The sequence below is a fragment of the Methylobacterium sp. D48H genome (assembly GCF_053345715.1).
The window spans coordinates 642,560-654,310 of the sequence record NZ_JBKFAP010000001.1 but is presented as its reverse complement, the minus strand read 5'-3'; the positions used below and the strand labels follow the sequence as shown (position 1 = coordinate 654,310).

15 protein-coding genes are annotated in these 11,751 nt (G+C 70.2%); 7 read left to right on the top strand and 8 right to left on the bottom strand.

The genetic code is table 11. The annotated features are described in order from the left end of the window. The first annotated feature begins 159 nt into the window (after positions 1–159). The 4 genes from adh to ACLBX8_RS03200 all read left to right on the top strand — a co-directional run bounded on the left by adh (position 160) and on the right by ACLBX8_RS03200 (position 3,150). On the top strand, positions 160–1,683 hold the full coding sequence (gene adh, locus ACLBX8_RS03215) for an aldehyde dehydrogenase (RefSeq protein WP_020091519.1): 1,524 nt from the start codon (positions 160–162) through the stop codon (positions 1,681–1,683). Positions 1,684–1,845: 162 nt separating this feature from the next. Continuing rightward, positions 1,846–2,271 carry a DUF779 domain-containing protein gene (locus tag ACLBX8_RS03210; RefSeq protein WP_026604679.1) on the top strand — a complete coding sequence of 142 codons (426 nt, stop codon included), beginning with the start codon at positions 1,846–1,848 and terminating at the stop codon, positions 2,269–2,271. A gap of 28 nt (positions 2,272–2,299) precedes the next feature. Then, positions 2,300–2,713, top strand: coding sequence for a carboxymuconolactone decarboxylase family protein (locus ACLBX8_RS03205; protein WP_447697899.1), 414 nt, complete (start codon positions 2,300–2,302; stop codon positions 2,711–2,713). Beyond that, entirely contained in the window at positions 2,710–3,150 is a 441-nt protein-coding gene (locus tag ACLBX8_RS03200) for a cupin domain-containing protein (protein WP_447697898.1), read from the top strand. The genes ACLBX8_RS03205 and ACLBX8_RS03200 overlap by 4 nt, the downstream gene beginning before the upstream one ends. A 4-nt stretch (positions 3,151–3,154) precedes the next feature. Here the strand turns inward: ACLBX8_RS03200 and ACLBX8_RS03195 are convergent, their stop codons facing one another. The 7 genes from ACLBX8_RS03195 to gap all read right to left on the bottom strand — a co-directional run bounded on the left by ACLBX8_RS03195 (position 3,155) and on the right by gap (position 9,132). Next, a complete protein-coding gene (locus ACLBX8_RS03195; protein WP_447697897.1) occupies positions 3,155–4,204 on the bottom strand; it encodes a tetratricopeptide repeat protein in 1,050 nt (349 codons plus the stop codon). Continuing rightward, the gene (locus tag ACLBX8_RS03190; RefSeq protein ID WP_447697896.1) at positions 4,201–4,845 is read right to left on the bottom strand and encodes a thiamine phosphate synthase; all 645 of its coding nucleotides are present in this window, start codon (positions 4,843–4,845) and stop codon (positions 4,201–4,203) included. The genes ACLBX8_RS03195 and ACLBX8_RS03190 overlap by 4 nt, the downstream gene beginning before the upstream one ends. A gap of 20 nt (positions 4,846–4,865) precedes the next feature. Next, complete coding sequence (fba, locus tag ACLBX8_RS03185) at positions 4,866–5,936, bottom strand: class II fructose-bisphosphate aldolase (RefSeq protein ID WP_020091526.1); 1,071 nt, start codon at positions 5,934–5,936, stop codon at positions 4,866–4,868. A 63-nt stretch (positions 5,937–5,999) separates the two neighbouring features. After that, positions 6,000–6,224 carry a hypothetical protein gene (locus ACLBX8_RS03180; protein ID WP_447697895.1) on the bottom strand — a complete coding sequence of 75 codons (225 nt, stop codon included), beginning with the start codon at positions 6,222–6,224 and terminating at the stop codon, positions 6,000–6,002. A 91-nt stretch (positions 6,225–6,315) separates the two neighbouring features. After that, a complete protein-coding gene (locus ACLBX8_RS03175) occupies positions 6,316–7,518 on the bottom strand; it encodes a phosphoglycerate kinase (protein ID WP_447697894.1) in 1,203 nt (400 codons plus the stop codon). A gap of 34 nt (positions 7,519–7,552) precedes the next feature. After that, positions 7,553–8,038: a hypothetical protein gene (locus ACLBX8_RS03170; protein WP_447697893.1), complete on the bottom strand. Its 486-nt coding sequence runs from the start codon at positions 8,036–8,038 to the stop codon at positions 7,553–7,555. 89 nt (positions 8,039–8,127) lie between these two features. Then, a complete protein-coding gene (gene gap, locus ACLBX8_RS03165) occupies positions 8,128–9,132 on the bottom strand; it encodes a type I glyceraldehyde-3-phosphate dehydrogenase (protein ID WP_012317185.1) in 1,005 nt (334 codons plus the stop codon). A 452-nt stretch (positions 9,133–9,584) separates the two neighbouring features. Between gap and ACLBX8_RS03160 the strand changes: the two genes are divergently transcribed. Then, positions 9,585–9,869, top strand: coding sequence for a DUF4164 family protein (locus ACLBX8_RS03160; RefSeq protein ID WP_091978416.1), 285 nt, complete (start codon positions 9,585–9,587; stop codon positions 9,867–9,869). Between the two features lie 42 nt (positions 9,870–9,911). Next, on the top strand, positions 9,912–10,283 hold the full coding sequence (locus ACLBX8_RS03155) for a cell division protein ZapA (RefSeq protein WP_447697891.1): 372 nt from the start codon (positions 9,912–9,914) through the stop codon (positions 10,281–10,283). 72 nt (positions 10,284–10,355) lie between these two features. Here the strand turns inward: ACLBX8_RS03155 and ACLBX8_RS03150 are convergent, their stop codons facing one another. Then, on the bottom strand, positions 10,356–10,790 hold the full coding sequence (locus ACLBX8_RS03150) for a winged helix-turn-helix transcriptional regulator (protein ID WP_091677906.1): 435 nt from the start codon (positions 10,788–10,790) through the stop codon (positions 10,356–10,358). Between the two features lie 74 nt (positions 10,791–10,864). On the opposite strand from ACLBX8_RS03150, the gene ACLBX8_RS03145 reads away from it, so the two are divergent. Then, positions 10,865–11,749 (top strand): NmrA family NAD(P)-binding protein, encoded by an 885-nt coding sequence (locus ACLBX8_RS03145; RefSeq protein ID WP_447697890.1) that lies wholly within the window; start codon positions 10,865–10,867, stop codon positions 11,747–11,749. Positions 11,750–11,751 lie beyond the last annotated feature (2 nt).

The following is an 11,751-nucleotide window of genomic DNA, read 5'->3' as shown; positions in this document are numbered from 1 at the left end:
GCGCACTGGCCAAAAGTCCACCTTGATTCGGCAGGCCAAAAGCCATTGGCTGCGAACAGAGCGGAAGCGGATGCGGCCCCCAGGATCGGTCGCCCGAGCGCCAGCTTAAGCCCAAGAGCCGCGGTTCGCGAGGCCGGGGCCCACGGAGGGAACACAGCGATGAACAAGCCGGAATTCCTCGGCGACTCGAAGGTCAAGTCGCCCTTCTCGGCCCGCTACGACAACTTCATCGGCGGCCAGTGGGTCGCCCCCGCGGCCGGCCGCTACTTCGAGAACACCTCGCCGATCACCGGCAAGGTGGTGTGCGAGGTCGCCCGCTCCGACGCCCAGGACGTCGAGAAGGCCCTCGACGCCGCCCACGCCGCCCGGGAGGCTTGGGGCCAGACGGCGCCGGCCGAGCGCGCCCGCATCCTCCTCAAGATGGCCGACCGGATGGAGGAGAACCTCGATCTGCTCGCCCTGGCGGAGACCTGGGACAACGGCAAGCCGATCCGCGAGACGACCCACGCGGACATCCCGCTGGCGATCGACCATTTCCGCTACTTCGCCGGCTGCGTGCGGGCGCAGGAAGGCTCGATCTCCGAGATCGACCACGACACGGTCGCCTACCACTTCCACGAGCCGCTGGGCGTCGTCGGCCAGATCATCCCGTGGAACTTCCCGATCCTGATGGCGGTGTGGAAGCTCGCCCCGGCGCTCGCCGCTGGCAACTGCGTGGTCCTGAAGCCCGCCGAGCAGACCCCCGCCTCGGTGCTGGTGCTGGCCGAGATCGTCGGCGACCTGCTGCCCCCGGGCGTGCTGAACATCGTCAACGGCTTCGGCCTCGAGGCCGGCAAGCCGCTCGCCTCGTCGCCGCGGATCGCCAAGATCGCCTTCACGGGTGAGACGACCACCGGCCGCCTCATCATGCAGTACGCGTCGCAGAACCTGATCCCGGTGACGCTGGAGCTCGGCGGCAAGTCGCCGAACATCTTCTTCGCCGACGTGGCGAACGAGGACGACGACTTCCTCGACAAGGCCCTCGAGGGCTTCACGATGTTCGCCCTCAACCAGGGCGAGGTCTGCACCTGCCCGAGCCGCGCGCTCGTGCACGAGTCGATCTACGACCGGTTCATGGAGCGCGCGGTGAAGCGCGTCGAGGCGATCACCCAGGGCTCGCCGCTGGATCCGGCCACGATGATCGGCGCCCAGGCCTCGGGCGAGCAGATGGAGAAGATCCTCTCCTACATCGATATCGGCCGGCAGGAGGGCGCGCAGCTGCTCACGGGCGGCGAGCGGAACGTCAAGGACGGCGAGTTCGCCGAGGGCTTCTACGTGAAGCCGACCGTGTTCCGCGGCCACAACAAGATGCGCATCTTCCAGGAGGAGATCTTCGGTCCGGTCCTGTCGGTCACGACCTTCAAGGACGATGCCGAGGCGCTCTCCATCGCCAACGACACGCTCTACGGCCTCGGCGCCGGCGTCTGGACCCGCGACGGGACCCGCGCCTACCGCTTCGGCCGGGCGATCCAGGCCGGCCGCGTCTGGACGAACTGCTACCACGCCTACCCGGCCCACGCGGCCTTCGGCGGCTACAAGCAGTCCGGCATCGGCCGCGAGACCCACAAGATGATGCTCGATCACTACCAGCAGACCAAGAACATGCTGGTCAGCTACTCGGCCAAGAAGCTCGGGTTCTTCTGAGTTTCTTCCCGGGTCAACCCCCGAGACAACTTCAGCCCCGGCCGCAAGGCCGGGGCTTTTTCGATCCCGGACCCGGTGACCATGCACTCCGCGCTCCGGAGGGCGCCGCAGTGGAAACCGGCCGGCGCGCACGCATATTCAGGCATCGACCGGGAGGATCGCATGAGTTCGGAGCAGAGTGTGGACGCCAATGTCGCCGAGCAGGCCGGCGCCGACGGGACGCCGCTGCGGGTCACCGCAACCCCGGCGGCCCTCGCGCTGATCGACGAGCTGCGGGGCGAGTACGGTCCGGTCATGTTCCACCAGTCGGGTGGCTGCTGCGACGGCTCGTCTCCCATGTGCTATCCCGTCGGCGATTTCCTGGTGAGCGACGGCGACGTCCATCTCGGCACCGTCGGCGGCGCGGACTTCTACATCAGCCGGTCGCAGTTCGAGGTCTGGAAGCACACGCACCTGATCCTCGACGTGGTGCCGGGCCGCGGTGGCATGTTCTCGCTGGAGAACGGTCGGGAGAAGCGCTTCCACATCCGCTCGCGCCTGTTCTCCGAGGCGGAGAACCGGGCGCTCGAGGAGGCGTGCAGGCTCTGACGGCGCGAGCTTCGAGGAAGGGACTGCGATGGCGACCGTGAAACTCTGGTCCGATCCCGAGGTCGAGGCCGACCCGCGCGTCCGCGCGGTCTTCGCCGACATCCGGGCGACCCGCGGATCCGACTTCGTCAACAATTTCTGGCGGGGCCTGGCCAACGATCCGGCACTGCTGGAGCGGACCTGGTCGACGCTCAAGACCGTCATGGGACCGGGTACCCTCGATCCCCTGACCAAGGAACTGGTCTACATCACGGTCTCGATCGCGAATGGCTGCCCCTATTGCATCCATTCCCACACCGCGGCGGCGCGGGCCAAGGGCTTGACGGAGGCCCAGCACGGCGAGTTCCTGGCGGTCGTCGGGATGGCCAACCAGACGAACGCGCTGGTCAACGGCATGCAGATCCCCGTCGATCCCGCCTTCAGAGTGGAGGAAGATCCATGAGTTCCGCGTCCGGCACGGACAAGCAGGGGTTCCGGGTGGTGCACGAGAGTGCGCCGTTCCGCGGCAAGCAGGGGCACATCTACCGACCGGCCGTCTCGGCCGAGTCCGTGGATTCGAAGGCGCTGCACATGCAGCTCCTGGAGATCCCGCCCGGGGAGCGCGCCCACGCTCACAAGCACGAATCCCACGAGACGGCGATCTACGTGCTGTCGGGCGTGTCCGGCTGCTTCTGGGGCGAGCGGCTGGAGAACCACGCGATCGCGGGCGCCGGCGAGTTCGTCTACATCGCCGCCGACGTGCCGCACCTGCCCTACAACCGCAGCCAGACGGAGCCCGTCACCGCGGTGATCGCCAGGACGGACCCGAACGAGCAGGAGAGCGTCGTCCTGCTGCCGCATCTCGAGGCCGGCGTCGACTGGTCGAAGGCCGAGGTCTAGCGGCTCAGCGCTGCTCGATCCGCTCGTTGGCGAGACGCTCCGCCCGGGTGCGCTCGTCGGCCGAGAGACCGGAGAGGGTCTGATCCAGCCACGCGTCGGACAGGCCCTGTCCGGCCGCCGCGAGGTTCCAGGCGGCCGCCTCCACGGGATTCTTGGCGACGCCGCGACCCACGGCGTAGAGCCGCGCGACGCGGTTCTGCGCGATGGCGTTGCCGCGCGAGGCCGCGTGGAGGAAGTACCGTGCGGCCGCCCGCTCGTCCTTGGTGACGCCGGTGCCGTTGAACAGCAGGATCGCGTACTCGACCTCGCTGGCGAGGTCGCCGTTGTCGGCGCCGCGCCGGAACAGCTCCGCGGCCTTCGACGGGTCCTTGGGCACACCGCGGCCCTGCAGGTAGAGCACGCCGAGGTCGTGCTGGGCCGGGCCGATCTCGGCGTCGGCCGCCTTGCGGAACTGTGAAGCCGCCGCCGCCTCGTCGGCGGTCGCGCCGGTGCCGATCAGGATCAGTCCGAGATTGTAGGCCGCGGTTGGCGAACCTTGGGCCGTCGCCTGCTCGAGCCAGCGCCGCCCGCCCTTCGGGTCCTTCGGCATGCCGCGGCCGTCGAGGGCCATCAACCCGAGGGACGCCATGGCGGAGGCGTCGTTCTGCGCCGCGGCCAGGCGATACCAGTCGGCCGCCTTCACCGGATCCTGCTTCACGCCGAGGCCCTGATTGTACAGCTCCCCGAGCAGCGTCATGGCGGCGGCGTCCTTGGGATTCGCCTCGATGCGCTTCGTCGCCTCGCGGAAGGCGGTGACGTACTGACCCTTCTGGTAGGCGCCGTAGGCGAAATCCGGCGGCTGGCTCCCCGGCGGCGGCACGGCGCCCCGGGCGTAGTTCGGCGTGTAAGGGCTCGGCAGCTCCGGCATCGACGCCTTGCCGGTCTGCGCCGCGGGCCCGAGCGAGCCGGGCGCCGCGGTCCGGGCCGGGTCGGCCGGTCCCGAGGCCGCCCAGGTCGGCACCGCCAGCAGCGCGGCGCCGGCGAGAGCTGCCAGACGAACGTCGCGGCCCCTCACGCCTCGATCTCCCGGACGGCGCACTGGGCCCGCTCGACCGCGCCCGAATCCTGCAGCCAGAGGCCGCTCTCGAGGCCGACGAACTCCGCACCCGTCGCGGCGAGCGACGCGATCTCGTCGGCGGCGGCCGCCACCGCGATGCACGGCGTCTCGAAGATCTCGGCCCACCACGCGGCGCGGGCCCGGACCGTCTCCGCATCAGGCGCGACGCCGTCCGGGTAGAGGCCGCCGAACATCAGGTAGTCGATGCCGGCTTCGCCGGCCTCCATCGCGCCGTGCTTGGTCTCGAGGCCGCCCGCGCCGAGAATGCGGCCGTCCCGGAGCCGGCCGCGCAGGTCCTTCAAGTCGCGCGGCTTGTCGACGTGGATGCCGTCGGCCCCGCCGCGGATCGCCACCGTGGCAAGGTCACCGGCGAAGCCCGGGCAGGCGACGACCAGCGCCGCGCCGCGCTCCTGCACGATCGAAGCGACCGACTTGACGCGGGCCGTCAGCCCGCGCTCGTCGGTGGCGGCGAGCCGCAGGATCACGGCGGCGACATCGCCGGCTTCGCAGGCGGCCTTCAGGACCGTCACGAAGTCCGCGATGCCCTCCGCGTCGAGACCGTGCGGTCCGAGCAGGGCGAGGCGGGCGCTGTTGCTCATCGCGGCCGACAATCCGCGCCCTACTGCGGGCCGATCTTCGGGTCGAGGGCGCCGCTGGCGTAGCGCTTGGCCATCTCGGCGACGGAGATCGGGCGGAGCTTCGAGCCTTTCCCGGCGGTGTTGAACTCCTCGAAGCGCTGCTTGCAGAGCTTCGTCATCGCCTCCATGGCGGGCTTCAGGTACTTGCGCGGGTCGAACTCGGAGGGGTTCTCGGTGAGTACCTTCCGGATCTGGCCGGTCATCGCCATGCGGTTGTCGGTGTCGATGTTGATCTTGCGCACACCGTGCTTGATGCCGCGCTGGATCTCCTCGACCGGGACGCCCCAGGTCGGCTTCATCTGGCCGCCGTACTGGTTGATGATGTCCTGTAGGTCCTGCGGCACTGAGGAGGAGCCGTGCATGACGAGGTGCGTCGTCGGCAGGCGGCGGTGGATCTCCTCGATCACGTTCATCGCCAGCACCTCGCCGTCGGGCTTGCGGGTGAACTTGTAGGCGCCGTGGCTCGTGCCCATGGCTACTGCCAGCGCGTCCACCTTGGTCGCCTCGACAAACTTCACGGCCTCGTCCGGGTCGGTCAGGAGCTGGTCGTGGCTGAGGGTGCCCTCGGCGCCGTGGCCGTCCTCGGCCTCGCCCTGGCCGCTCTCCAGAGAGCCGAGCACGCCCAGCTCGCCCTCGACCGAGACGCCGGCCCAGTGGGCCATCTTGGTGACGTTGCGGGTGATCTCGACGTTGTAGTTGTAATCGGCCGGGGTCTTGCCGTCGGCCTTCAGCGAGCCGTCCATCATCACCGAGGTGAAGCCGTACTGGATGGCGGTGGCGCAGGTGGCTTCGTTGTTGCCGTGGTCGAGATGCATGCAGACCGGGATGTGCGGGTAGATCTCGACGAGGCCGTCGATCAGCTTCGCGAGCACGACGTCGTTGGCGTACGCGCGGGCGCCGCGGCTCGCCTGGAGGATCACCGGCGAGTCGGTGGCGTCGGCGGCCGCCATGATGGCGAGCCCCTGCTCCATGTTGTTCAGGTTGAAGGCGGGCACGCCGTACTCGTACTCAGCGGCGTGATCGAGGAGCTGCCGGAGGGTGATGCGTGCCATCGTGCGTGTCTTCCCGTTTCCCGTTTCGTCGTCCGCCCGATCGCCGGAGTTGCCGTCAGGCACTCAGCTGAGCTGTATCGTGTCGCTCTGCCGAGTGCCTTGCTTTCGGTCAATCTCCGACGCGGCGCAGGGCATTCTTTCGGCGGATGATCGGCACCCGGACCGGTTCTCCAGGGCAACGACGGCCTCCGCGATCGCGCTGACACGCGCGTCGAAGCCGCCCGCCATAGCCGGCGTGGCCACGCGCGCCCGGATGCCCTTCAGGATCTCGAAGGTCGCGTTCGCCACGTCGTCACCGATCGACTCGGCCCCCCAGCCGATGGAGGCCGGTCCCGTAGATAGGGCTCGGTCGAAGGGGGAGGAGAGCAAGGCGGCCGTCTCAGCCCTTCGCCCGCAGCGCCTCGACGCCCGGGAGGGCCTTGCCTTCCAGCCACTCGAGGAAGGCACCGCCGGCGGTCGAGACGTAGGTGAAGTCTTGCGCCACGCCGGCGTGGTTAAGTGCGGCCACCGTGTCGCCGCCGCCCGCCACCGAGACGAGCTGGCCGGCCTCGGTCCGGGACGCCGCGTGCTTGGCGGCGGCTACGGTCGCGGCGTCGAACGGAGCGAGCTCGAAGGCGCCCAGCGGGCCGTTCCACACCAGAGTCTTTGCCCCGTCGATGGCGGCGTTGATCTCGGCGACCGAGCGCGGACCGGCGTCGAGGATCATGCTCGCGTCCGGCACGGCATCGACCGGCACGGTCTCATGCGGGGCCTGCGCCTTGAATTCGGTCGCGGCGACGGCATCGACCGGCAGGATGATCCGGCAGCCGGCCTTCTCGGCCGCCGCCAGGATGCGCGTGGCGGTCTCGGCGAGATCCTTCTCGCAGAGGGACTTGCCCACCGCCTTGCCCTGCGCGTGCAGGAAGGTGTTGGCCATGCCGCCGCCGATCACCAGCATGTCGACCTTGGCGACGAGGTTCTCGAGGAGGTCGATCTTTGAGGAGACCTTGGCGCCCCCGACCAGCGCGATCACCGGGCGCTGGGGCGATTCCAGGCCCTTGGTCAGCGCGTCGAGTTCGGCCTGCATCTCGCGGCCCGCGTAGGCCGGCAGCCGGTGCGCCAGACCCTCGGTGGAGGCGTGGGCGCGGTGAGCCGCCGAGAAGGCCTCGTTGACGTAGACGTCGCCGTTCGCCGCCAGGGCGTCCGCGAAGGCCGCGTCGTTCTTCTCCTCGCCCGCGTGGTAGCGGGTGTTCTCGAGCAGGAGGACATCGCCGTCCTTCAGGGCCGCCACCGCCTGCGCGGCCGCGTCGCCGACGCAGTCCGCCGCGAACGCGACGCTGCGCCCCAGGGCCGCGCCGAGGGCGTGGACCACCGGCTCCAGCGAATCCTTCGGCTCGCGCTTGCCCTTCGGGCGGCCGAAATGGGCGAGCAGGATCACCTTGGCACCCTGCTCGGCGACCTCGCGGATCGTCGGCGCGACGCGCTCGATGCGGGTCGCGTCGGTCACCCGCCCGTTCTCCATGGGCACGTTCAGGTCGACGCGCATGAGGACCCGCTTGCCCTTGAGGGAGCCGGCATCGTCGAGGGTGCGGAAGGCGCTCATGCGGTCTGGTGCGGTCCTGTTCGGGGCGGGGCGGTTACTGCGCGGTGGTGCCGATGGTGGCCCGCTGCGGCAGCAGGCGGTCGAGGTTGAGCCGCTGGACGGCGACCATCAGGACCACGGTCAGGATGGCGGTGATCACGGCGGTGAGGACGAGGGCGCCGGTTCCGGGCAGGCGCCGGGTGCGCTCGGCGAGGCCGCGCATTTCCGTGCGGAGCGCCGCGAGGTCGGACTGGCGCGCGGACTCGTTCATCCGGTTCGCGGCATTCTCGACCTTGTCCTCGACGCGGGACAGCAGCGCCTCTGAGCGGGCGTACTTGTCCTCGATGCGCGAGCACTTGTCCTCGATGCGCGCGAGCTGATCGAAAAGCTGGTTGGCCGGGAGCGCGTGGGACGGGAGCGCGGAGGCGGCGGGTGCCACGGGAGGTGGTGCGGTCTGGGTGGTGGGCGGCGGCGGAGCCGGCCTGGGGGCGGGCGGCACGGCAGCCGGCCCGCTCGACGTGCCCTGCGAAGCGTCGGTCATCCCTGGAGAGTCCCTGGTTCGAAGAAAGGCCGTCCGAAGAGAGGTGCGGCCGCCGGCCTCAAGGGAGGCGGCGACCGCTGCAGTCCGGCTCAGATGAGCTTGGCCATCGCCACGGCCGTGTCGGCCATGCGGTTCGAGAAGCCCCACTCGTTGTCGTACCAGGTCAGGATGCGCACCAGCACGCCGTCCATGACCTTGGTCTGGTCGAGGTGGAAGGTCGACGAGTGCGGATCGTGGTTGAAGTCGATCGAGACGTTCGGCCGGTCGGTGACGCCGAGGACGCCCTTGAGCGGGCCGGAGGCGGCCGCCTTGATGGCGTCGTTGATCTCCTGAACCGTGGTGGCGCGCTTGGCCGTGAACACGAGGTCGACCGCCGAGACGTTCGGGGTCGGCACGCGGATCGCGGTGCCGTCGAGCTTGCCCTTGAGCTCCGGGAGCACGAGGCCGACGGCCTTGGCCGCGCCGGTCGAGGTCGGGATCATCGAGAGCGCCGCGGCGCGGGCCCGGTACAGATCCTTGTGCATCTGGTCCAGCGAGGGCTGGTCGTTGGTGTAGGAGTGGATCGTGGTCATGAAGCCGCGCTCGATGCCGACGGCCTCGTCCAGCACCTTCGCCACCGGGGCGAGGCAATTCGTGGTGCAGGAGGCGTTCGAGACGACGTGGTGCTCGCCCGTGAGCTTGTCGTGATTGACGCCGTAGACCACCGTCAGGTCGGCGCCGTCGGCCGGGGCCGAGACGAGAACGCGCTTGGCGCCGGCGTCGAGATGGGCCTTCGCCTTGTCCTTCGAGGTGAAGATGCCGGTGCATTCCAGGGCGATGTCGACGCCGAGGTCGCGGTGCGGCAGCTCGGCCGGGTTGCGCACGGCCGTGACCTTGATGCGCTTGCCGTTGACCACCAGGAACTCGCCGTCGACCGCGACCTCGCCGGGGAAGCGGCCGTGCACGGAATCGTAGCGGAGCAGGTGGGCGTTGGTCTCCACCGGGCCGAGATCGTTGATCGCCACGACCTCGATGTCGCTGCGGCCGGCTTCCGCGATCGCGCGCAGGACGTTGCGGCCGATGCGTCCGAACCCGTTGATGGCAACCTTCGTCACGGCGTGACTCCTTCCTGATGCGGCTCGCCGCGCGCCGGACCTCAGGGGGGCGGTCCGCGGAGCGGTCTCGGCGGCCCGCCATACCGTCCGGGCCGGGCCGGGCGGGATCTGGGCGGGCGGGTTTGAACCTGCGATGAACCGGACCGGGAGAGGCCGGGCTTCCACGCCCGTGACCGTCAATTCGGACGGTGCTGGCTGAGGCCTCGGAACTGTCGCGGACCGGCCCTCCGGCATGTCTCGCGCGGTCCCTCTCGGGATCGCGCGGCTGTCTAGCATGGAGCCTCGACCTGTCAAACGCGTGGTTGTGACAAAGACCTTCGATCCACCGACCAATAAACAGGGATCGCGACGATCCATTCGGTCAGCGACCGGATCGGGGATCAAACGCGTTTTCGCGCTGGAATTTCGCCTGCATTCGACGGAAAGCTTCGCGTCGGGATAGACGAAGAACCATGGCCGACGAGACCGAGACCCGTTCCATCGACGACGCCCTCAACCGGCTCGAAGCGGCGATCAACCGCCTCGACGCCGTCGTCCAGCATCGCCTCGAGACCGACGCGCAGCCCGACGACCGGGACGCGGAACTCGCCCTGATGGACGAGGACCGGGCCCGGCTCGCCGCCGCCCTGGACGCGGCGAGCGCCCGCCTCGCCACGGTCTCGGCGACGACCGGGGAGGTCGGCCACCGGCTCGACCGGGCCATCGAGACCGTTCAGGATGTACTCGGACGCGCCTGACACCACCGCCCAAGCCTGTCGGAGCGATCACCGGAGCGATCCTTGCCGCAGATCAACGTGACCATCGACGGCCGCAGCTACCGCATGGCCTGCGGCGAGGGTGAGGAGGCGCATCTCACCGGTCTCGCCGCCCTCCTCGACGGGCGCATCGGCGAGATGCGCAAGAGCTTCGGCGAGATCGGCGACATGCGCCTGCAGGTCATGGCGGCGCTGACCATCGCCGACGAACTCGCGGAACTGCGGTCGCGGATGTCGTCGCTGGAGAGCAGCGTGGCGGAGCTGCGCGCCGCCGCCGAGACCGCCGAGCGTGGGCGGGTCGACGATGCCGAGCGGGCGGCGTTCGGGATCGGTCGGGCGGCCGAGCATATCGGGCGGCTCGCCGACGCCCTCGGCGGATCGGCGACGCGGGCTTGACCCTCTTCGCGCGGGCGGACAGCGCGAGGCCCGACGTCCTGAAGAAGCCGTGGCAGGCCGCGCGCGACGCTCCTAGAAGGGCTCCGCGTCGAACCGGGTCCGCGCCGCCCGGATTGCGCCGTGACGCTCCTCCGCCCATTGCACGAGGCGCGCCAGCGGCTCGAGCAAGGCGGCCCCGAGATCCGTGAGCCGGTACTCGACGCTGGGCGGCTTCGTCGGGAACACCGTCCGCGCGACGAAACCGTCCCGCTCCAGGTCCCGGAGCGTCTGCGTCAGCATCCGCTTCGAGATGTCGGGCAGCGTCCGGAGGAGGGCGCTGAACCGGTGCGGCCCGTCGGCCAGGGCGATCAGGAGCAGCATCGACCACTTGTCGCCGACCCGATCCAGCACGTCCCGCACCGGGCACGCCGCCGGATCGAGGGTTCCGGCCTGCCAGGCCGCGTACTTGGCCGCCAGCTCGGCGCGGGCGAGCGGCACCGCGGTTTCCTCCGAGTAACCTGGTCCCAAAATCCTGCCTCCTTCACCGCGCTGGCGGTCTCATCTAGTGACCTTGCTCCGATATTGAACCATGAGGAGCGAGCATGAGCCCGACCAGTCAGCCGACCTACTTCGTGACCGGCGCCACGGGCCAACTCGGCCGCCAAGTCGTCGCGGCGCTCCTGCAGCGCGTACCGGCCAGCGCGGTGGTGGCCGGTGCGCGCGACACCGAGGGCGAGGCTGCACAGAGCCTGCGAAGGCTCGGCGTCGCGGTCCGACGGGCCGACTACGCGGACCCGACGAGCCTGGACGCGGCGCTCGAGGGCATCCAGCGTCTCCTGCTGATCTCATCGAGCGAGATCGGCCGGCGCGTGGCGCAGCATCGCAACGTCATCGACAGCGCAAAGCGGGCCGGTGTCGGCCTGATCGCTTACACGAGTGTTTTGCGCGCCGACACGTCGGCACTCGCCCTGGCCGAGGAGCATCGCCGGACCGAGCGGCTGCTCGAAGCCTCCGGCGTGCCGTTCGTCCTGCTGCGCAACGGCTGGTACACGGAGAACTACGCCGCGGGTATCGCGCCGGCGCTCGCCCACGGCGCAGTCCTCGGCTGCGCGGGCGACGGGCGCATCGCCTCGGCCGCGCGGGCCGACTACGCCGCGGCGGCGGCCTCGGTCCTCACCGCCGACGGGCAGGGTGGCCGCGTCTACGAGCTGGCGGGCGACGAGGCCTACACGCTGGCCGAGTTCGCCGCTGCGATCGCCGCCGCCGCGGGCAGGCCGGTCGTGTACCGCGATCTGCCGCAGGCCGAATACCGCGCGGCGCTGGTCGGCGCCGGGATGCCGGCGGACTTCGCGGCGCTGCTCGCCGACTCGGACGCGGCCGCGGCCCGCGGCGCCCTCAACGACGACACGCGTCAGCTGAGCGCGCTGATCGGCAGGCCGACGACGCCCTACCGGTCCACGGTGCGCGACGCCGTCGCGCGGCTCTGAAG

Excerpts from the sequence above, each read along its gene's own strand:
- adh (WP_020091519.1), top strand. The coding sequence starts at position 160 with ATGAACAAGCCGGAATTCCTCGGCGACTCGAAGGTCAAGTCGCCCTTC.
- ACLBX8_RS03210 (WP_026604679.1), top strand. The coding sequence starts at position 1,846 with ATGAGTTCGGAGCAGAGTGTGGACGCCAATGTCGCCGAGCAGGCCGGC.
- ACLBX8_RS03205 (WP_447697899.1), top strand. The coding sequence starts at position 2,300 with ATGGCGACCGTGAAACTCTGGTCCGATCCCGAGGTCGAGGCCGACCCG.
- ACLBX8_RS03200 (WP_447697898.1), top strand. The coding sequence starts at position 2,710 with ATGAGTTCCGCGTCCGGCACGGACAAGCAGGGGTTCCGGGTGGTGCAC.
- ACLBX8_RS03190 (WP_447697896.1), bottom strand. The coding sequence starts at position 4,845 with ATGAGCAACAGCGCCCGCCTCGCCCTGCTCGGACCGCACGGTCTCGAC.
- fba (WP_020091526.1), bottom strand. The coding sequence starts at position 5,936 with ATGGCACGCATCACCCTCCGGCAGCTCCTCGATCACGCCGCTGAGTAC.
- ACLBX8_RS03175 (WP_447697894.1), bottom strand. The coding sequence starts at position 7,518 with ATGAGCGCCTTCCGCACCCTCGACGATGCCGGCTCCCTCAAGGGCAAG.
- ACLBX8_RS03170 (WP_447697893.1), bottom strand. The coding sequence starts at position 8,038 with ATGACCGACGCTTCGCAGGGCACGTCGAGCGGGCCGGCTGCCGTGCCG.
- ACLBX8_RS03160 (WP_091978416.1), top strand. The coding sequence starts at position 9,585 with ATGGCCGACGAGACCGAGACCCGTTCCATCGACGACGCCCTCAACCGG.
- ACLBX8_RS03145 (WP_447697890.1), top strand. The coding sequence starts at position 10,865 with ATGAGCCCGACCAGTCAGCCGACCTACTTCGTGACCGGCGCCACGGGC.